Below are 19,005 nucleotides of genomic sequence, written 5' to 3' on the forward strand. Positions count from 1 at the left end.
GCCGAGGGCACCCCGAATGCCGTGGGGTGCCCTCGCGCGTTGGTCACATGATGGCGCCCGCCATCGAGCGACAGCTCTCGGCGCAGCGACGACACGCCTCCGCGCAGCGCATCATCTGGGGATCGTCCGGCATGGACATACACGCCTCGGCGCACATCTCGCATGCCTTGGCGCACATCGCGCACATCTCGGCCGACATGGGCGAGCGGCGCATCATCATGTCCGCGCACATACGGGTCGTCTCGGCGCAGTCCATGAGCGCCCGCATGATCTGCATCTGCGGCTGGCCGCCCATCTGCATGCAGGAGCTCATCGTCTCCTCGCAGACCACATGGCAGGACATGCACGCGTCGACGCAGGCCTGCATCTCCTTGCTCATCGCGGGCATGGTTCCGGGCTGGGTCATGGCTCCTCCTGGGGGGTACGGGAGCCCGGGGCGGGCCCCGTGCCCTTCCGTTCCTACGCCTGCGCGGCCCGGGGCGCCATCGGGCGGACGGGAATAATCCGCATCGAATGCCGCAGGGGAACCCGGTCCCGCAACCTCCGCCGTGGGTGACGGCACAGGTCCATTGGGGTTACGGATTCCCGCGCGGGCGCGAGGAGCCTAGGAGCACCCCGCCTCATCGCCGCGCACCACATAGGACTCGCCCTGCGTGGGGTCCTCCGACCTGACCTTCCGCACCTGCCGGAAGTCCTCCCCGACGATCACCTTCAGCGTCGGCCCGAGTCCCTTCACCGGCCGCAGCACGCTCCCCGGCAGGGCGGCTGCCAGGGACTTCGCCGAGCGGTCCCAGCGAGGGTCGTGGGCGACGACCGTGCGGGGTTCCGTGCGGTCGGTCGCGGGGAGCGGTCGGCCGGTGGTGCGGAAGCCGGTGGCCGCCAGGGCCTCGTCGACGCGCTTGGCGAGGCCCTCCGTCTTGGTGCCGTTCTCCACCTGGACGTGGATCTCCTGCGGGGCGACCTCCACCCGGACCACCTTGTTGCGCGTCCGGTGCGGGGCCAGCGGCTGGTCCTCGCGCAGGGCCTTGAAGAGGCGGTCGGCCTTCTCGGAGTCCCACTTCACCGTGGAACCGATGCCCTTCACGGCGTATGCCATCTGCCGGATGGGCACGGTCGTGAACTCCGAGGACGACGGTGAGAAGTTGCGCATCGCCCGCCCGAGGTCCAGCAGCTCGCCCGTCCCGAAGCCCTTGTCGGCCCGCACCGAGCCCAGCACCGCCCGTGTCACGTCCCGGAACCGCATCGGGTTCAGCAGGATCCCGGACGACGTGGCCCGCTCGATCAGCCCCGCCATGAAACGCTGCTGGCGCTGCATCCGGCCCAGGTCGGAGCCGCTGTCGATATGCCGGGCGCGCACGAACTGCAGCGCCTCGCCGCCCATCAGCCGGTGTGTGCCGGCCGGCAGGTCGAGTCCGGTGTACGAGTCCTTCATCGGCTCGGAGGTGCAGATCTGCACGCCGCCCACCACGTCCACCGTCTTCATGAAACTGGTGAAGTCGACCTCCAGGTAGTGGTCGATCTTCACATGGGTCATGTGCTCGACGGTGCGCACGGTGAGGTTCGGGCCGCCCTCCGCGTACGCCGCATTGATCTTGATCGGGTGCGCCTCGCGTCCCTCACCGGCCGGTACCTCGGCGTAGGAGTCACGCGGCAGGCTCACCACGCTCGCCCGCTCCCGGTCCTCCGAGATGTGCACGATCATGATCGTGTCGGTGCAGTGGCACGGGGCCCCGCCCAGCCGGTACCTGCGCCGGGCCTCGTCGCTGATGCGGTCGCGGCCGTCGGTGCCGACGAGCAGGACGTTCATCCCGGTCCCCGCCTGCGGCCGGTTCTTCATGTCCTTGAACGGGTCGACGCGTGCGATCTTCGCGTCCAGGCTGGTGACCACCGCGTGCCCGATCCCAGCGGAGGCGAGGACCACGACGGACAGCGTGGTCACCGCCCGCATGGCCCACCGCGGCCTTTTCCGCCGTACCGGCGCGACCGGCCGCGCACCGTGGCGCGACGGCTGCGGGCGGCGCTGCGCGGGGGACGGGGACTGGCGGGGCGGCGTGGGCATGGGGAGATACCTCCGCGGGAGCTTGCCTTGCCCTGGGGGCCGTACGTGGGTCCGTGAGCACCGTAGGGCCATACGATCTCCTGCCCGGTGCAGCGGCCCCGGCGGCGCGCAAAGGTGTCCCCCGTTCGCGGTAACGTGAGCCCCCTATGAACGCCAATCCCGACGTGCAGCTCCCCGCCGTGTCCGTCATCATGCCCGTCCTCGACGAGGAGCGGCATCTGCGCGGCGCCGTCCAAGCGATCCTCGCGCAGGAGTACGCCGGCGAGATGGAGGTCGTGATCGCCCTGGGTCCGTCCACGGACCGCACGGACGAGATCGCCGCCGAGCTCGTCCGGGACGACTCCCGTGTGCACACCGTCCCGAACCCGACCGGCCGCACCCCCGCCGCCCTCAACGCCGCGATCAAGGCCTCCCGCCACCCGATCGTCGTCCGCGTCGACGGCCACGGCATCCTCTCGCCGAACTACATCGCCACCGCCGTGCGGCTCCTGGAGGAGACCGGCGCGCAGAACGTCGGCGGCATCATGCACGCCGAGGGCGAGAACGACTGGGAGCACGCCGTCGCCGCCGCGATGACCTCGAAGGTCGGAGTCGGCAACGCCGCCTTCCACACCGGTGGCGAGGCGCAGCCGGCCGAGACCGTCTACCTCGGTGTCTTCCGGCGCGAGGCGCTGGAGCAACAGGGCGGCTACAACGAGGAGTTCATCCGCGCCCAGGACTGGGAGCTCAACTTCCGGATCCGGGAGGCGGGCGGGCTCATCTGGTTCTCGCCCGAGCTGAAGGTGTCCTACCGGCCGCGGCCGAGCGTGAAGGCCCTCGCCAAGCAGTACAAGGACTACGGCCGCTGGCGGCACGTCGTCGCCCGCTACCACTCCGGCTCCATCAACCTGCGCTACCTCGCCCCGCCGACGGCGGTGTGCGCGATCGCGGCGGGTCTCGTGCTGGGCGCACTGGTCACCCCGTGGGCCCTGGTGGTCCCCGGCGGCTACCTCGCGGCGATCGTCGCCGGGTCCGTCCCCGCGGGCAGGGGGCTGCCGCTGAAGGCCCGGCTGCAGATTCCCGTCGCCCTCGCCACCATGCACATGTCGTGGGGCTACGGCTTCCTGACCAGCCCGCGTGCGCTGGCGAAGAAGGTCATCGCGTCCCGGCGCCCGGCGGTACTCAGCGCCGGCTGAGCCCGCCGGGCCGGGCGCCCGTCACCAGGTGAAGTCCGGGTCCACCTTCATGCACGCCTTGGTGTCGGAGGCGTTCAGCGCCTCCGCCGTGTCCGGCGTCTTGTCGTCCTGCTTCGGGGCCTTGTACGCCGTCCCCTCCCGCCAGTCCGCGCCGATGACGAGGGTGACGCCGGAGACGTCCGTGGACTTCTTCACGGCACTGGTCGGGATGCCGAGGGCCTTGGCGACCCGCCGGGCGTCGCCCTCCAGGTCGGCGCTCGGGTAGCGGACCAGCGTCTTCTCCGCGACCGGCGTGGCCGACCCGTCCGCCACGGCCTGCGTGAAGCCCTTGGAGACGAGCAGCCCGGAGACGGTCGTGGCACGGCCGGAGACCGGGGCGAGACTGTCGGTGCGGGTGCCGTTCTGCACCTGGACGCCGATCTCGCCGTCCGCCGCGGCCGGGTCGGTGGAGGGCTTCTCCTCGGTGGACTTCTTCTTGTCCTTGCCGTCGAGCGCGATGTCATCACGCACCAGCCGGAACAGCTGGGTGGCGTCCTCGGTGGGCACCACCCGGCCGGTCTGGATCGTGTCGTACGTGTTCGGCATCGTCGTCATGGTGATGCGCGAGGTCGGTACCTTCTTGAGCTCGCCCGCCAGGTCGTACAGCTTGGCCACGGTGCCCAGGCCCGGGTCCACGGTGAGTGCCTTGGTGGCCGCCTCGGCGAGGGCGCGCAGCTTGCCCGGGTTGCTGAGCTTCGCGTTCTTGCGCAGCTCGCGGACCATCGAGTTCATGTACATGTGCTGCGCCTTGGCGCGGGCCAGGTCGCTGCCGTCCTCGAAGCCGTATCGGGTGCGCAGCCACTGCAGGGCCTGCTCGCCCTTGACGTACGTCGTGCCCTTCTCCAGCTTCAGCCCTGAGCCGTGGCCCTGGCTGTCCTTGGACTTGATGTTGGCGTTCACACAGACCGGGACGCCGCCGATCGCGTCCGCCATCGACACCACACCCGAGAAGTCGATCATCATGAAGTGGTCGATGTGGATGTCGGTGAGCTTCTCCCACGTCGCCACCGTGCACCCCGGTCCGCCACGGCCGAGCGTCTGGTTCGTCATCTTGCGCGTGGCGGCCTGGTACACGTCCCCGCTGTCCGGGTCCGTGCACTTGGGGATGTCGACCAGCGTGTCGCGGGGCATGCTGACGACCGACATGTTGGTGCGGTCGGCGGAGATGTGCAGCAGCATCTGGACATCGGCGAGCGGGATGCCGCCGAACGTCTCCTTGGCGCCGCCGAGTTTCTGGTTCTCCTTGCTGTCGCGCGCGTCCGAGCCGATCAGCAGGATGTTCAGCGGCGTCTGGCCGGCCGCGTTCGCCTCGGTCTCGGCGGCGCGGTCCTTGGCGTCGCCGATGTTGAGGTCGTCCTTCTTCAGATTGCCGTTGAGGTGCTGGTAATAGAGATACCCGGCACCCGCGGTGCCCAGTATCACCACCGCCAGAACCGTCGCCGACCAGCGCAGCACACGCCGTCTGCGGCGCCTGCTGTCCGTTCCCCGGCCGCCTCTGCGTCCCCCGCCGCTGTGCCGGCCGGCCTGGTCGGCCGGCGTGTCCTGGTCGGCCTGCGCGGTGAGCGACATGGTGTCGTCCACCGCGGGGGCCTCCCCTCGCACACTGCTCTGCGCCAACTCTCTGCCCTTCCCCACCCTTGACCGACACGGATCGGCTCCGCGCCGGACCTCCCTGTCCGGTGCGGGCGAACCATGACAGGCCACCCTGTCCGACACCGGTTCGCAACCTTTCAGACCACTGTGGATCCGAACCGGGTTGGCCACGTGTCGGCAAAATCCACGCCAGGTAAGCAGCGTGGTGTGTTCGGCCAATACCGACTGACACAACCGTGTCGTGTGTCAGACCAACGAGTGTCCCGCACAGTTGCGTTCCCGCCGGAGATTCCATGCCGGGTTCACAACCGAAACGGGCCCGTCCCACCCCGAATCGGCGGTGGGACGAGCCCGTTGAGCCACTACCGGCGTTCCGTCACTTGGCGCACTCGACCTTGTCGGCCGTGGACTTCTCCACGTCGGGTGCCTTCGTCGGAGCCGTGAGGGACACGCCCGCGCCCTTGAAGTCCTTGCCCAGCGTCAGGGTCATCGTGGGCAGGCCCTGGGAGTTGGTCACGCTCTTGCCGGGCTTCAGCGCGGCTCCGGAGAGCCCCATGATCGCGGCCAGCCGGCGTGCCTGGTCCGCCTGGTCCGGCGCGTACTCCAGGGTCGTCTTCGCCAGCGTCGCCGGGGCGTTGCCCGCGTTCTCCGACTTGGTGACGTTCTCCTCGGTCTGCAGCCAGGAGAGGGTCTCCTGCGCACTGCCCGCGGGGGCACCGCCGTTGAAGACCTGCACCCGCACCTCGGAGGCGTCCGCCTTGGTGCCCTTGAGCCGGGCGGCCACGGCGGCGGCCTCCTTCTTCTTCTGCTGCTTGACCGCGGTGAACGAGACGTCGTTCTGGATCGCCTGGAAGACCTGGGGAGCCGTGGTCGGGTTGGGGACGACCGTCGCCCTGACCTTCTCGGTCGGGTTGTCGATCACCGGAACCGTCGTGAAGGTCAGGTTCTTGGTGTTGAGCTTGCCCAGCTCCAGACCCAGGTCCTTCAGCTTGTCGATGGTGTCCAGCTGGGAGTCGACGGTCAGTGCCTTGGTGCCCGCCTCGGCCAGCTTGATCATCTTGGTCGGGCTGGTGAGCGTGTCGTTCGACTTCAGCTTGCGCATCAGCGCGCTCAGGAACTGCTGCTGCAGGGTGATCCGGCTCAGGTCGCCGCCGGTGCCGACGGCATGCCGGGTGCGGACGAAGGCCAGCGCCTGCTCGCCCTCGATGACATGCGCGCCCTTGGGGAGGTCGAGCTTGGAGTCGGGGTCCTTGATGTCCTTGGCCAGACAGACCTCGACGCCGCCGACCGCCGTCGTCAGCGTCTTCACCGCGTTGAAGTCGGCCACCATGAAGTTGTCCGGCTTGATCCCGGTCAGCTCCGTGACCGTACGAGCGGTGCAGCTGGGGGTACGCCCCTCCTGGCCGAGGCTCGTGTTGAAGCGGACGTCGGTCTCGCCCGAGATGACCTTCTGGGAGCCGTCCTCCTGCGTCGTCGGGCAGTCCGGGACGTCGACGATCAGGTCACGGGGGATGCTCAGCGCGGTCGCGTTCGAGCGGTCCTTGGAGACGTGCAGCAGGATCGTGGTGTCGGCGTGTCCGGCGCTGCCCGTGTCGCCGTAGCTGCCGTTGCCCGCGCCGGTGCGCTTGTCCGTGCCGATGAGCAGGATGTTGATGGCCTTGTCCTTGCTGAAGCCACCGGTGCTCGCGCCGTCGTCGGAGACGGACTGGATGTTGTCGTTGAGGTGCTCGATATAGAGATAAGCACCCGTCGCGCCCGCCACCAGCACGAACGCCATGATGCCGCCGGTCCAGAGCACGGCCTTCTTCGCCTTGCTCTTCTTCACCGGCCGGCGACCGCGCCGCCCCGCCTGCGTCTCCTCGGGCACACCCCGGCGCCTGCGCTGCGGCGGGACCTCACGGCCCGGTGCCGGGCGCGCCTCGCGCTCGGGTGCCGCGGACCGGTTGCGGACCGTCCCGCCCGCGCCGCCCGCGGCGGCCACACCGGCCGCGCCCTGGGCGGGCGAACCGGCGGCGCGTGAGGCGGCGCCGGCCCGGGAAGCGGATCTGCGGGGTCCGGGGACCGATGACTGCGGAGCGGAAGGAGTCAGTCGCAGTTCGTATTCACCGGTGTTCGGATTGAGTACCCACTGGTCTGCGGGATCGATGTCTTCCGCCCGCCCACGGCCTTGCGCGTCCACGGTTGTCTGAATCCTCCGCCGTCGGGGCCACGCGGCGCCTTCCCCCTCCAAGGCGCTCGGGTCTCGGTCAAACAGTGCGCAAGCCTAACTACGGCAGGGAGCACCGGATCGCTCACACTATCCGCCCAGTTCAGCGTCGAGCCACGACGGTGACAAATTCCACGTCCCTACAACTGGGCAATCTGCCCCATTTCTTAGAATTGGGGTTCGCCGACTTGGTGAGCGCTTTACCCGCAGGGGTTCTCAGCGGCGGTGTTGCCCCGGAACGTGGGGGGCGGGGGAGTGGGGTCGGCGGGCCGAACAGGCCGCTTCTTGCCAAAGGCCGGCCCTTTGGAGCCGTGCCGCATTTCGGGCGAATCAGCTACTTCCACCGGCGTGTCGGTGCGCAGCCGATCGAAGAGCCGCTCCGCCTCGGGCTTCACCAGTTGGTCTCGATTGGCGTTGTGGATGTACGACTCTCTGGGAACGGTAAGGAATTGCACGCGTTCGGTGGGGATGTCGCGCACGCCACGCACGAGTTCGTACAAACCGCGCAAGCTGGCCAGTGCGGGGTCGGTGGTGAGGGACGACGTGGCGGCGTCGAGCACGGGGTAGAGACGGACCGGATTGAGCAGTACGTCGTTGCTCTGGACCTTGTTGACCAGCGCGGCGAGGAATCGCTGCTGGCGGTCCATGCGGTCGGTGTCGCTGCCGTCGCCGAGGGATTTGCGGGCGCGGACGTAGCCGAGGGCCTGTTCGCCGTTGAGGGTCACCTTGCCGGCCGGGAGCCTCAGTTTGGCGGCCTTGTCGTTGATGGGCTCGGAAAGGCAGATCTCCACGCCGTCGAGGGCGTCGATCATCTCCTTGAAGCCCTGGAAGTCGATGACCACGTGGTGGTCGAGGCGGATGTTCGTGAGCCGCTCCACGGTGCGGACGGTGCAGGCCGAACCGCCCATCTGGAAGGCGTAGTTGAACATCGCGAACATCGGGGTGCTGCGGGTGCCGTCGGGGCGGCGGCAGCCGGGGACGTCGACCATGAGGTCGCGGGGTATCGAGACGGCGGTGGCGCTGCCGCGTCCTGCGGACAGGTGCAGCAGGATCGTGGTGTCGGAGCGTTCGGTGCCGGAGTCGCGGCCGTAGCGGCGGTTCACGGTGCCGGCCCTGGAGTCCGAGCCGATGAGCAGGATGTTCTGGGCGCCGTGTACGAGCGAGGTGGGGCGGTCCTTCTCGTACCGGGCGAGTTCCGCGGCGGCGGCCTCGTCGGGGGTGATGTTGGAGTCGAGCTTGGCGTAGATGGCCCAGCCGGCTCCGGTGGCCGCCACGAGGATCAGCCCGACCCCGAGCGCGCCTCGCCGCACCCAGCGCCATCTGCGCCGCCTGCCGACGCCGGGGCCGGGGCCTCCGGGGTATGGGCGTGCGGTGCCGGTCACGTCGGGCTCCACTCCTCAGGGCGTGCTGCGTGTGGTGTGGGCTGTTGTTACGACCATGGCTCGGGTGGGGAGTGGGGGGTGGGTGGTGGTGGACCGAATGGGTGACGGTTGCCTCCGGCGGTGGGGCCGGGATGCGGGTGGTGGGGGTGCGCGTCCATGCCTGCGGCGGCCTGCTGGTGTTCGGTGGGGGCGTGCGTAGCGCCTGCGGGTGCGTTGTGGGTCGGGGCCGTGCCGGGGGGGTGTCCGTCCTCGGACCGGCGGCTGGACCTGGCCTGGAGGTTCTGTTTCTTGACGCCGGCCACTGCGGGCGGACACCCCCCGGCACGTCCCCTTCCCGCCGTGGGCGACTGCAGGCCGGTGGGGGTGCGCCGCCCCACCTCGGAGCAGGGCGGCACTTCTCGACGCGGTCCGCGCCTCTCAGCCCGTCCGGCGTTTGAGGACGAGGCCCTTTCGGGGCCGTGGCGGGGTCTGGGGCGGCAGCCCCAGCGGGGTGCAGGGGCGGAGCCCCTGGCGGGGTCGAAGGGGCGGAGCCCCTGGGGATGGGACGGGTAGGGGCGGCGGGGGCGAGGGGGATGGGGGTCAGGCGGTTGCGGCGTCTGCTGCTGGTGGGGTGGGGGTCAGTTGGCGGGAGAGCCAGGTGGGGACTCCGCCCAGGAGGCGGAAGAGGCGGCGGGCCTCCTCGCGTAGGCGGGAGGCTTCCGGTTCTGCTTCCGCGTCGGCCAGGGAGGCCAGGGCGGGGGCCGTGCCCACCAGGTAACCCAGTTCCTCCCGGATGCGGAGGGACTCCGCGAAGCCGTGGCGGGCTTCTGCCAACTCGCCGTCGCGGAGGGCCAGTCCGGCCAGGTGGCGCCACGTGAAGGAGAGCAGGAGGGGGTCGGCGTGGGCCGTCGCGCCCGCGTGGGCCCGGCGGTAGGCCGCACGGGCCGCCTGGGGCGAGCGGGCGAGGTTCTCGGCCAGCAGACCGCGGCGGAAGTCGAGGAGGGCACGTCCAGCCGCCCCTGGAGGGATGAGCGCCGCCGCCCGCCCCAGCGCGGCCCGTGCCTCGTCGGCCCGGTCGCGCACTGAGTGCAGCGTCGCCGCGTAGGCAAGTTGCCCGCGTTCACAAGCGGCCGCGCCCCGCTCGTCGTCGCTGTGGGCCAGCGCCTCGGCCGTCCGCAGTGCGTCCTCGGCCTCCTCCCAGCCCTGCTCGGTGTACAGACACCGCTCCACCAGCAGCGCGGCCCGCTGCAGCGCGGCCTGCGCGGTGACCGGCTGGAGCAGTGCCGCCGCGTCCGCCCAGCAGGCGCGTGAGCGCAGCCGCCATACCGCGGTCTGGAGTGGATCGTCACCGGCGTTCGTTCCGTTACCAGACATGGCGGTATGCGCCACCTCGCCCTCCCCAAGGTCTGTCCTGCGGATCAGCTCGGGGTCGCGGGGCGGGGTACGCGCGGACGGAGGCGTTGCTTCGCCTCGCAGCCGCACGCACCGCACTCCGCTCGCCGGCGTCGCCGGGCACCGTCCCTTGACACCGACCTGGTCCGCAGGACAGGCCCAGCACGCCATCGAGCTGTTGAGTCGTGGCGGCATCTCAGCACGAATCGTCGGGCCCGGCCAAGAGGGTGGGTGAAGGATTTCACAAAGTCGTGGGACAGCGGCGGCACTTGGTGCCATCCGGGTGAGGGCCGGGTGCAGCTCAACTCATCCGCAATGCCAAGAAGAAATCCAGCTTGTCCTCCAGCCGGGACAGGTCCCGGCTCGTCAACTGCTCGATCCTGCCCACTCGGTAGCGCAGCGTGTTGACGTGCAGGTGGAGGCGGGTCGCGCAGCGGGTCCAGGAGCCGTCGCACTCCAGGAAGGCCTCCAGGGTGGGGATGAGTTCGGCGCGGTGGCGGCGGTCGTAGTCCCGGAGCGGGTCAAGGAGGCGGGCGGTGAAGGCCCGGCGGACGTCGTCGGGGACGAAGGGGAGCAGCAGGACGTGCGAGGCCAGCTCCTGGTGGCCGGCCGCGCAGACCCGGCCCGTGCGGGCCGCCGCCACCCGGCGGGCGTGGCGGGCCTCCTCCAGGGCGCCGCGCAGCCCCTCCGCCGAGTGCACCGCCGCGCTCACGCCCAGCGTCACCCGGCCGTCGTCGTCCAGGCCCGCCGACAGCGGGTTGCGGATCGAGTCGAGGAGGACGTCGGCGTGGATGCCGGCCTCCGAGCCGTCGTGCTCGGCGGAGACCGCGGGTAGCGGGACCAGGGCGATGGCCTCGTCGCCGGTGTACGCCACGGCGATGCGGTCGGAGGGCTCCGGGCCGGTCGCCAGGGGGTCCACCAGGACCTCTTCCAGGAGGGACTGGGCGATGGGGCCCGTTTCCAGGTCCCCGCCCTCCCACTCGACCCGGGCGACCACGACCTGCCAGTGCGGGGCCGCGCCGAGGCCCGGCAGCAGCACCGGAGCCGCGACCCGCAGGCGCGCTGCGATCTCGGCGGGCGCCGCGCCCGTCTGGACCAGCTCCAGGACCTCCTGCGCGAGGCGGCGGCGGACCGTGCGCGCCGCGTCCCTGCGGTCCCGCTCCACCGCGATCAGCTGTGTGACGCCCTGGAGGAGGTCGAGCCGCTCCTCGGGCCAGTCGCTCGCGTCCGCCTCCACGGCCAGCAGCCAGTCCGACAGGACCGTCTCGCGGATGTCCCGCGCGGCGGCCTGCGGGGTGCGGCCGCTGCTGCGGACCGGGAACAGGGAGTACGGGGTGGAACCGAGGGCCGTGCGGTGCGGGCCGCGGCGGCCCGAGCGGGCCGCCGTCAGGTGTTCGGCTGCCAGCTTCGCGCAGACCTCGGCGGGCAGCGCCGGGCCCCCGACCTTCGAGCCCGCGATCAGCCGGCCCGTCGGCGACAGCACCCAGGCCTGCAGGTCCAGGTCCGAGCCGAGGAGGTCGAGGACCACGTCCGGGCCGCCGCCCGCCGGGCCCGAGGTCATCATCCGGCGGTGCCGGTCGACGACGGCCGCGAGGTCACCGGCCCGCTCGCCGCTGACCTGCCGTACGACATGCTCGGTGATCGTCGCGAACGCCACCGACTCGTGCACCGCGAACAGCGGCAGACGGTGCTGGGCGCAGGCCAGCACCAGGTCGTCGGGGATGTCGCCGAGCTCGGCCTCACCGGCCGCGAGGGCCACCACCCCGGACTGCACCAGGAGGCGCACGAACGGCTCGGAGTCCGCGGCGTGGCGCCGCCAGGCCAGCCCCGTGAGCACCAGCTCTCCGCCCGAGAGATAGCGGCTGGGGTCCCTGAGGTCGGTGGTCATCACACCGCGCACGGTGCGGTCCAGCTCGTCCTCGCCGCCGAGCAGCTTGAGGCCCAGCGCGTCGGTGTCCAGCAGTGCGCGCAGCCGCATTCTCGTCGCCGCCGTTCTTTGTCTCGATATCTACGATGAATCTTGATGGGTCTGTGGGTGAGGCCCGGTCGGCGGGCCGATGAGCGGCGCCGGGGGCGGTGCTCGTCGTCTTTCGGACGGTGCCGCAGGTCACAGGGCCGTGGCCGGTGTTTCCAGAGAAAGACGTGGAGGTTACTGAGGGCCTCTGTTCATATGAATCTACAAGATGTCCGCCCTGGCCAGCCAACTCCTTCATGGTTTCCGTGACTGACCCAGGTCGAGCCGGGCGCTGTGTACTGACGTCAAAGTGCGTTAACAACACATGAACGAGCCGGACTCGCCGCACCAGATCTGGCTCAAACCGTACGGCCCACGAGACGAGGAAGAGAGCCGGCCATGGACTTCCTTCGCCCCGCCAGCTGGGAGGAGGCGCTCGCCGCGAAGGCCGAGCACCCCACCGCTGTGCCGATCGCGGGTGGTACCGACGTGATGGTCGAGATCAACTTCGACCACCGCCGGCCCGAGTACCTCCTGGACCTCAACCGCATCGGCGACCTCTACGAGTGGGAGGTCGGCGAGGACAGCGTGCGGCTCGGCGCCTCTGTGCCGTACACGCGGATCATGGAGAGCCTGCGCGCCGAGCTGCCGGGCCTCGCCCTGGCCTCGCACACGGTCGCCTCCCCGCAGATCCGCAACCGCGGCGGCGTCGGCGGCAACCTCGGCACCGCCTCCCCGGCCGGCGACGCCCACCCCGCCCTCCTCGCGGCCGGCGCCGAGGTCGAGGTCGAGTCGGCCGAGCGCGGTACCCGCCTCATCCCGATCGACGAGTTCTACACCGGGGTCAAGCGCAACGCCCTCGCCCCTGACGAGCTGATCCGCGCCGTCCACATCGACAAGGCCGACGGGCCGCAGCAGTTCTCCAAGGTCGGCACGCGCAATGCGATGGTCATCGCCGTGTGCGCCTTCGGGCTCGCGCTGCACCCCGAGTCGCGGACCGTTCGGACCGGCATCGGCTCGGCCGCCCCCACGCCCGTGCGGGCCAAGACCGCCGAGGAGTTCCTGAACGCGGCGCTCGAAGAGGGCGGCTTCTGGGACAGCGGCGAGATCATCACTCCGTCGGTCGCCAAGCAGTTCGCGGAGCTGTGCTCCGGGGCCTGCAGCCCGATCGACGACGTCCGGGGCACGGCGAGCTATCGCCGGCACGCGGTCGGCGTCATGGCCCGCCGCACGCTGACCTGGACCTGGGAGTCGTACCGCGGCGCCCGCCGCGCCACGGAGGGAGCTGCGTGATGCGCGTCAACTTCACTGTCAACGGACGCCCGCAGGAAGCCGACGACGTGTGGGAGGGCGAGTCCCTGCTGTACGTGCTGCGTGAGCGGATGGGGCTTCCGGGGTCGAAGAACGCCTGTGAGCAGGGTGAGTGCGGGTCCTGCACCGTTCGGCTGGACGGCGTGCCCGTGTGTTCCTGCCTGGTGGCTGCGGGTCAGGTCGAGGGCCGCGAGGTCGTCACCGTCGAGGGGCTCGCGGACTTCGCCAAGCAGCGCGCCGAGCACGGCGGTTGCGCCACCGGAGCGTGCGGCACCTCCCTCCAGGACGCCCAGCCGGGGGTCCCCCCGGGCGAAGCCTGGCGGTGGGACGCCAAGGGGCAGGACTCGCAGACCGGTGAGGGCACCGAGCTCTCCCCGATCCAGCAGGCGTTCATCGACGCCGGCGCCGTCCAGTGCGGCTTCTGCACGCCGGGTCTGCTGGTCGCCGCCGACGAGATGCTGGAGCGCAACCCGAACCCGACCGACGCGGACATCCGCGAGGCGCTGTCGGGCAACCTGTGCCGCTGCACCGGCTACGAGAAGATCATGGACGCGGTCCGCCTCGCGGCCGCCCGGCAGGGAGAGGCGGTCTGAGCAGCATGCCAACCAATGGCGCTCCCACGAAGATCACCCAGGGATCCCGGACCAAGGGCGGCATCGGCGAGTCGACGCTCCGCCCGGACGGCACCCTCAAGGTCACCGGTGAGTTCGCGTACTCGTCCGACATGTGGCACGAGGACATGCTCTGGGGACAGATCCTCAGGTCCACCGTCGCGCACGCCGAGATCGTGTCCATCGACACGAGCGAGGCCCTTGCCACGGCGGGCGTCTATGCCGTCATGACGTACGACGACCTGCCGACCGACGTGAAGAACTACGGCCTGGAGATCCAGGACACCCCGGTCCTCGCGCACGGCAAGGTACGTCACCACGGTGAGCCGGTCGCCATCGTCGCCGCCGACCACCCGGAGACCGCGCGTCGTGCCGCGGCGAAGATCAAGGTCGACTACCGCGAGCTGCCCGTCATCACCGACGAGGCCTCCGCGACCGCCCCGGACGCGATCCTCGTCCACGAGGACCGCGACGACCACCACAGCGGCCACGTTCCGCACCCGAACATCGTCCACCGCCAGCCGATCTTCCGCGGCGACGCCGCCGAGGCCGCCAAGCGGGCGGACGTGATCGTCAAGGGCGAGTACACCTTCGGCATGCAGGACCAGGCCTTCCTCGGCCCGGAGTCCGGCCTCGCCGTGCCGGACGAGGACGGCGGCGTCCACCTGTACATCGCCACCCAGTGGCTGCACTCCGACCTGCGCCAGATCGCGCCCGTCCTCGGTCTGCCCGAGAGCAAGGTCCGGATGACGCTGTCCGGCGTCGGCGGCGCCTTCGGTGGCCGCGAGGACCTGTCGATGCAGATCCACGCCTGCCTGCTGGCGATGCGGACCGGGAAGCCCGTAAAGATCGTCTACAACCGCTTCGAGTCCTTCTTCGGGCACGTCCACCGTCACCCGGCCAAGCTCTCCTACGAGCACGGGGCCACCCGCGACGGCAAGCTGACCCACGTCAAGTGCCGGATCGTGCTCGACGGCGGCGCGTACGCCTCCGCCTCTCCGGCGGTCGTCGGCAACGCCTCCTCGCTCAGCATCGGCCCGTACGCGGTCGACGACGTCGACATCGAGGCCATCGCCCTCTACACCAACAACCCGCCCTGCGGCGCCATGCGCGGCTTCGGCGCGGTCCAGGCGTGCTTCGCCTACGAGGCGCAGATGGACAAGGTGGCCAAGGAACTGGGCCTGGACCCGGTGGAGTTCCGGCAGCTAAACGCCATGGAGCAGGGCACCGTCATGCCGACGGGCCAGCGCGTCGACTCCCCGGCGCCGGTCGCCGAACTGCTGCGCCGCGTCAAGGCGATGCCGCTACCGCCGGAGCGCCAGTGGGAGTCCAGCGAGGGCGCGGACGTACGGCAGCTGCCGGGCGGTCTGTCCAACACCACGCACGGTGAGGGCGTCGTACGAGGTGTCGGCTACGCGGTCGGCATCAAGAACGTCGGCTTCTCCGAGGGTTTCGACGACTACTCCACCGCCAAGGTGCGCATGGAGGTCATCGGCGGTGAGCCCGTCGTCACCGTGCACACGGCCATGGCGGAGGTCGGCCAGGGCGGTGTCACCGTCCACGCGCAGATCGCCCGCAGCGAGCTGGGCGTCACCCAGGTGACCATCCACCCGGCGGACACGCAGGTGGGCAGCGCCGGCTCGACGTCCGCGTCCCGGCAGACATACGTCACCGGCGGCGCCGTCAAGAACTCCTGCGAACTGGTCCGGGAGAAGGTGCTGGAGATCGGGCGTCGCAAGTTCGGCTCCTACCACCCGGCCTGGGCCACCGCCGAGCTGCTCCTGGAGGGCGGCAAGGTCGTCACCGACGGCGGCGAAGTGCTCGCCGACCTGATCGACGTACTGGAAGAGGAGTCGGTCGAGATCGAGGCCGAGTGGCGGCACCGTCCGACCGAGGCCTTCGACCTGCGCACCGGCCAGGGCTTCGGCCATGTCCAGTACTCGTTCGCCGCGCACCGGGCCGTCGTCGAGGTCGACACCGAGCTCGGCCTGGTCAAGGTCATCGAGCTGGCCTGCGCCCAGGACGTCGGCAAGGCGCTCAACCCGCTGTCCGTCCTGGGCCAGATCCAGGGCGGCACCCTCCAGGGCATGGGCATCGCGGTGATGGAGGAGATCATCGTCGATCCCAAGACCGCGAAGGTCAGGAACCCGTCCTTCACGGACTACCTGCTCCCCACGATCCTCGACACGCCGATCATCCCCGTCGACGTGCTCGAACTCGCCGACGACCACGCCCCGTACGGGCTCCGTGGCGTCGGCGAGGCCCCGACCCTGTCGTCGACCCCGGCCGTCCTCGCGGCGATCCGGAGCGCGACCGGGCTGGAGCTCGACCGGACGCCTGTACGGCCGGAACACCTCACCGGCACGGCGTAAGGAATCCCGCAAGACCCTCCGGGCGGTGTGAGGGAACGTCACACACTCCGCCGCGCCGCCCGGAGTACTCGATGTGCCGCACCGCTCGCGGCACTCGGGAACCAGGCAAGTACCAGCACCACAGATCCTGTTCGTTCGTCTCGGGCCGTCCCCCGGGTCGTGCGGCCGTAGCACCTTCCCAAATCCCGTAGCCGCGCACGCGGTTGACCGACCGTCAGGGCGGTTGTGCGGGTGCCCCTTTGAACCTTGGGAGTAGGCCCACATGACCCAGCAGTCACTGGAGCCGGCGACCACAGCCGACGACGCGGGAGAAGGCACCCGCGTCCCGGCCGGCAGGTCCTGGCTCGACCGGTACTTTCACATAACCAGGAGAGAATCCACGGTCGCGCGCGAGGTGCGCGGCGGCGTCACCACCTTCATGGCGATGGCGTACATCCTTCTGCTCAACCCGCTCATCCTGTCCGGCAAGGACGCGGCAGGGGACACCCTCGCCCAGAAGGCGCTGATCACCGCGACCGCGTTCGCGGCGGCCCTCAGCACGCTGCTGATGGGCTTCTTCGGCAAGGTGCCGCTCGCCCTCGCCGCCGGCCTCTCCGTCTCCGGCGTCCTGTCCTCCCAGGTCGCCCCGCAGATGACCTGGCCGCAGGCCATGGGCATGTGTGTGATGTACGGCGTGGTCATCATGCTCCTGGTCGTGACCGGCCTGCGCGAGATGATCATGAACGCGATCCCGCTCGCGCTGAAGCACGCGATCACCATGGGCATCGGCCTGTTCGTCGCCCTGATCGGTCTGGTGAAGGCCGGCTTCGTGCACCAGGGCAAGGCGACCCCGGTCACCCTCGGCCCCGAGGGCGAACTGGCCGGCTGGCCGGTGCTGCTCTTCGCCGTCACCCTGCTCGCGATCTTCATGCTCCAGGCGCGCGGCATCCCCGGCGCGATCCTGATCGGCATCGTCGGCGGCACCGTGATCGCCGTCGCCCTCAACGCACTCGACGTCATCGACCCCAAGCAGTGGGCCAGCGGCGCTCCCGAACTGCACGGCAGCGCGGTGTCCATGCCCGACTTCTCCATCTTCGGCAACGTCGAGTTCGGCGGCTGGGGCGAGGTCGGCGCCATGACGGTCGGGATGATCGTGTTCACCCTCGTGCTCGCCGGGTTCTTCGACGCGATGGCGACGATCATCGGCGTCGGCACCGAGGCCAAGCTGGCCGACGACAAGGGCCGGATGCCGGGGCTGTCCAAGGCGCTGTTCATCGACGGCGCGGGCGGTGCGATCGGCGGCGTGGCCGGGGCCTCGGGCCAGACGGTGTTCGTCGAGTCGGCGACCGGCGTCGGCGAGGGTGCCCGTACGGGTCTTTCCTCCGTCATCACCGGCCTGTTCTTCGCGGCCTGCCTCTTCTTCACCCCGCTGACGGCGATCGTGCCGGGCGAGGTCGCGGCGGCGGCCCTGGTCGTGATCGGTGCCATGATGATGATGAACGCGCGGCACGTGGACTGGGCCGACCGGGCCACCGCGATCCCGGTGTTCCTCACCGTTGTGATCATGCCGTTCACGTACTCGATCACCGCGGGTGTGGCCGCCGGTGTCATCTCGTACGTCGCCATCAAGGTCGCTCAGGGCAAGGCGCGGGAGATCGGGGCGTTCATGTGGGCACTGACAGGCATCTTCCTGGTCTATTTCGCCCTCAATCCCATTGAGAGCTGGATGGGCGTGCACTAGTCAGTGTCTGAACCGCCCTCCACACAACCGCTTTGAGGGGACCGACAGATGCTGGACATCGCCGAAGAGCTGCACCGGTGGGTCGAGCAGGGACGCGAGTTCGCCGTGGCCACCGTGGTGGCGGTCGACGGCAGCGCACCCCGCCAGCCCGGCGCCGCGCTCGCGGTGGACGCCGACGGCGCGGCGATCGGCTCGGTCTCCGGCGGTTGTGTGGAGGGCGCGGTCTACGAGCTGTGCCAACAGGCGCTGGAGGACGGCGAGACGGTCCTGGAGCGCTTCGGGTACAGCGACGAGGATGCCTTCGCGGTCGGGCTGACGTGCGGCGGCATCATCGACATCCTGGTGACGCCGGTACGGGTGCAGGACCCGGCCCGTCCGGTGGTCACGGCGGCGCTGGCCGCGGCGTCGGCCGGCGAGGCGGCGGCGGTGGCCCGGATCGTGTCGGGCCCCTCCGGCCTGATGGGCCGCGCGCTGCTGGTCCGCCCCGACGGCACGTACGACGGCGGCTTCGGCGCCCACCCCGAACTGGACCGTACGGTCGCGGCGGAGGCCGGCGCGTTCCTGGACGCGGGTCGCACCGGGACCCTGGAGATAGGTGAGCAGGGTTCGCGCTGCGGGGCCCCGCTCACTCTCCTCGTCGAGTCGTCCGTCCCGCAGCCCCGGATGATCGTCTTCGGCGCCGTCGACTTCGCGTCGGCGCTGGTGCGGATCGGCAAGTTCCTGAACTACCACGTGACCGTGTGCGACGCCCGCCCGGTCTTCGCGACCGAGGCCCGCTTCCCGGACGCCGACGAGATCGTCGTGGAGTGGCCGCACAAGTACCTGGAGCGTACGGAGATCGACGGCCGGACGGTGCTGTGCGTGCTGACCCACGACGCCAAGTTCGACGTACCCCTGATCCGGCTCGCCCTGCGCCTGCCGGTCGCGTACGTCGGTGCGATGGGCTCCCGACGCACCCACCTCGACCGCAACGAGCGGCTGCGCGAAGTCGGCGTCACCGAGCTGGAGCTGGCGAGGCTCCGCTCCCCGATCGGCCTGGACCTGGGTGCCCGTACACCCGAGGAGACGGCCCTGTCGATCGCCTCGGAGATCGTAGCCAACCGGCGTGGCGGCAGCGGGGGGTCACTCACGGGCGCACACACTCCGATCCACCACGAGGCGACGTCCACGTCGTCCCCGGCGGGGCGGATCGGGTCGGTGGCCTGAGCGCCC

At 70.5% G+C, this 19,005-nt stretch carries 13 protein-coding genes; 6 read left to right on the forward strand and 7 right to left on the reverse strand.

Features of this window, described 5'->3' with window-relative positions:
* Positions 1–43: 43 nt before the first annotated feature.
* Complete coding sequence (locus tag POF73_RS13600) at positions 44–406, reverse strand: four-helix bundle copper-binding protein (protein ID WP_272114960.1); 363 nt, start codon at positions 404–406, stop codon at positions 44–46.
* A gap of 198 nt (positions 407–604) precedes the next feature.
* Positions 605–2,059, reverse strand: coding sequence for an LCP family protein (locus POF73_RS13605; protein WP_272114961.1), 1,455 nt, complete (start codon positions 2,057–2,059; stop codon positions 605–607).
* Between the two features lie 146 nt (positions 2,060–2,205).
* Between POF73_RS13605 and POF73_RS13610 the strand changes: the two genes are divergently transcribed.
* Positions 2,206–3,234: a glycosyltransferase family 2 protein gene (locus POF73_RS13610; protein WP_272114962.1), complete on the forward strand. Its 1,029-nt coding sequence runs from the start codon at positions 2,206–2,208 to the stop codon at positions 3,232–3,234.
* 21 nt (positions 3,235–3,255) lie between these two features.
* Here POF73_RS13610 and POF73_RS13615 read toward each other — a convergent pair whose 3' ends face one another.
* The 5 genes from POF73_RS13615 to POF73_RS13635 form a co-directional block, all read right to left on the reverse strand.
* Positions 3,256–4,842, reverse strand: coding sequence for an LCP family protein (locus POF73_RS13615; RefSeq protein ID WP_272115034.1), 1,587 nt, complete (start codon positions 4,840–4,842; stop codon positions 3,256–3,258).
* A 400-nt stretch (positions 4,843–5,242) separates the two neighbouring features.
* Complete coding sequence (locus POF73_RS13620; protein WP_272114963.1) at positions 5,243–7,045, reverse strand: LCP family protein; 1,803 nt, start codon at positions 7,043–7,045, stop codon at positions 5,243–5,245.
* Positions 7,046–7,272: 227 nt separating this feature from the next.
* Positions 7,273–8,454 carry an LCP family protein gene (locus POF73_RS13625; protein WP_272114964.1) on the reverse strand — a complete coding sequence of 394 codons (1,182 nt, stop codon included), beginning with the start codon at positions 8,452–8,454 and terminating at the stop codon, positions 7,273–7,275.
* A 579-nt stretch (positions 8,455–9,033) separates the two neighbouring features.
* Positions 9,034–9,822 (reverse strand): hypothetical protein, encoded by a 789-nt coding sequence (locus POF73_RS13630; RefSeq protein ID WP_272114965.1) that lies wholly within the window; start codon positions 9,820–9,822, stop codon positions 9,034–9,036.
* Positions 9,823–10,126: 304 nt separating this feature from the next.
* Positions 10,127–11,803 carry a PucR family transcriptional regulator gene (locus POF73_RS13635; RefSeq protein ID WP_272114966.1) on the reverse strand — a complete coding sequence of 559 codons (1,677 nt, stop codon included), beginning with the start codon at positions 11,801–11,803 and terminating at the stop codon, positions 10,127–10,129.
* 375 nt (positions 11,804–12,178) lie between these two features.
* On the opposite strand from POF73_RS13635, the gene POF73_RS13640 reads away from it, so the two are divergent.
* The 5 genes from POF73_RS13640 (at position 12,179) to POF73_RS13660 (ending at position 18,999) form a co-directional block, all read left to right on the forward strand.
* Positions 12,179–13,072, forward strand: a complete 894-nt coding sequence (locus tag POF73_RS13640) for an FAD binding domain-containing protein (protein WP_272114968.1) — start codon at positions 12,179–12,181, stop codon at positions 13,070–13,072.
* Positions 13,072–13,683 carry a (2Fe-2S)-binding protein gene (locus POF73_RS13645; protein WP_272114969.1) on the forward strand — a complete coding sequence of 204 codons (612 nt, stop codon included), beginning with the start codon at positions 13,072–13,074 and terminating at the stop codon, positions 13,681–13,683. The genes POF73_RS13640 and POF73_RS13645 overlap by 1 nt, the downstream gene beginning before the upstream one ends.
* A 5-nt stretch (positions 13,684–13,688) precedes the next feature.
* Positions 13,689–16,073 (forward strand): xanthine dehydrogenase family protein molybdopterin-binding subunit, encoded by a 2,385-nt coding sequence (locus POF73_RS13650; RefSeq protein ID WP_272114970.1) that lies wholly within the window; start codon positions 13,689–13,691, stop codon positions 16,071–16,073.
* 262 nt (positions 16,074–16,335) lie between these two features.
* Positions 16,336–17,793 (forward strand): NCS2 family permease, encoded by a 1,458-nt coding sequence (locus POF73_RS13655; protein ID WP_272114971.1) that lies wholly within the window; start codon positions 16,336–16,338, stop codon positions 17,791–17,793.
* A gap of 48 nt (positions 17,794–17,841) precedes the next feature.
* The gene (locus POF73_RS13660) at positions 17,842–18,999 is read left to right on the forward strand and encodes an XdhC family protein (protein WP_272114972.1); all 1,158 of its coding nucleotides are present in this window, start codon (positions 17,842–17,844) and stop codon (positions 18,997–18,999) included.
* Positions 19,000–19,005 lie beyond the last annotated feature (6 nt).

This window comes from Streptomyces sp. HD (assembly GCF_028369295.1).
GTDB lineage: Bacteria > Actinomycetota > Actinomycetes > Streptomycetales > Streptomycetaceae > Streptomyces.

Coding starts and splice junctions, on each gene's coding strand:
- POF73_RS13640 (WP_272114968.1), top strand. CDS start 12,179: ATGGACTTCCTTCGCCCCGCCAGCTGGGAGGAGGCGCTCGCCGCGAAG.
- POF73_RS13655 (WP_272114971.1), top strand. CDS start 16,336: ATGACCCAGCAGTCACTGGAGCCGGCGACCACAGCCGACGACGCGGGA.
- POF73_RS13660 (WP_272114972.1), top strand. CDS start 17,842: ATGCTGGACATCGCCGAAGAGCTGCACCGGTGGGTCGAGCAGGGACGC.
- POF73_RS13610 (WP_272114962.1), top strand. CDS start 2,206: ATGAACGCCAATCCCGACGTGCAGCTCCCCGCCGTGTCCGTCATCATG.
- POF73_RS13605 (WP_272114961.1), bottom strand. CDS start 2,059: ATGCCCACGCCGCCCCGCCAGTCCCCGTCCCCCGCGCAGCGCCGCCCG.
- POF73_RS13650 (WP_272114970.1), top strand. CDS start 13,689: ATGCCAACCAATGGCGCTCCCACGAAGATCACCCAGGGATCCCGGACC.
- POF73_RS13645 (WP_272114969.1), top strand. CDS start 13,072: ATGCGCGTCAACTTCACTGTCAACGGACGCCCGCAGGAAGCCGACGAC.
- POF73_RS13615 (WP_272115034.1), bottom strand. CDS start 4,842: ATGTCGCTCACCGCGCAGGCCGACCAGGACACGCCGGCCGACCAGGCC.
- POF73_RS13635 (WP_272114966.1), bottom strand. CDS start 11,803: ATGCGGCTGCGCGCACTGCTGGACACCGACGCGCTGGGCCTCAAGCTG.
- POF73_RS13600 (WP_272114960.1), bottom strand. CDS start 406: ATGACCCAGCCCGGAACCATGCCCGCGATGAGCAAGGAGATGCAGGCC.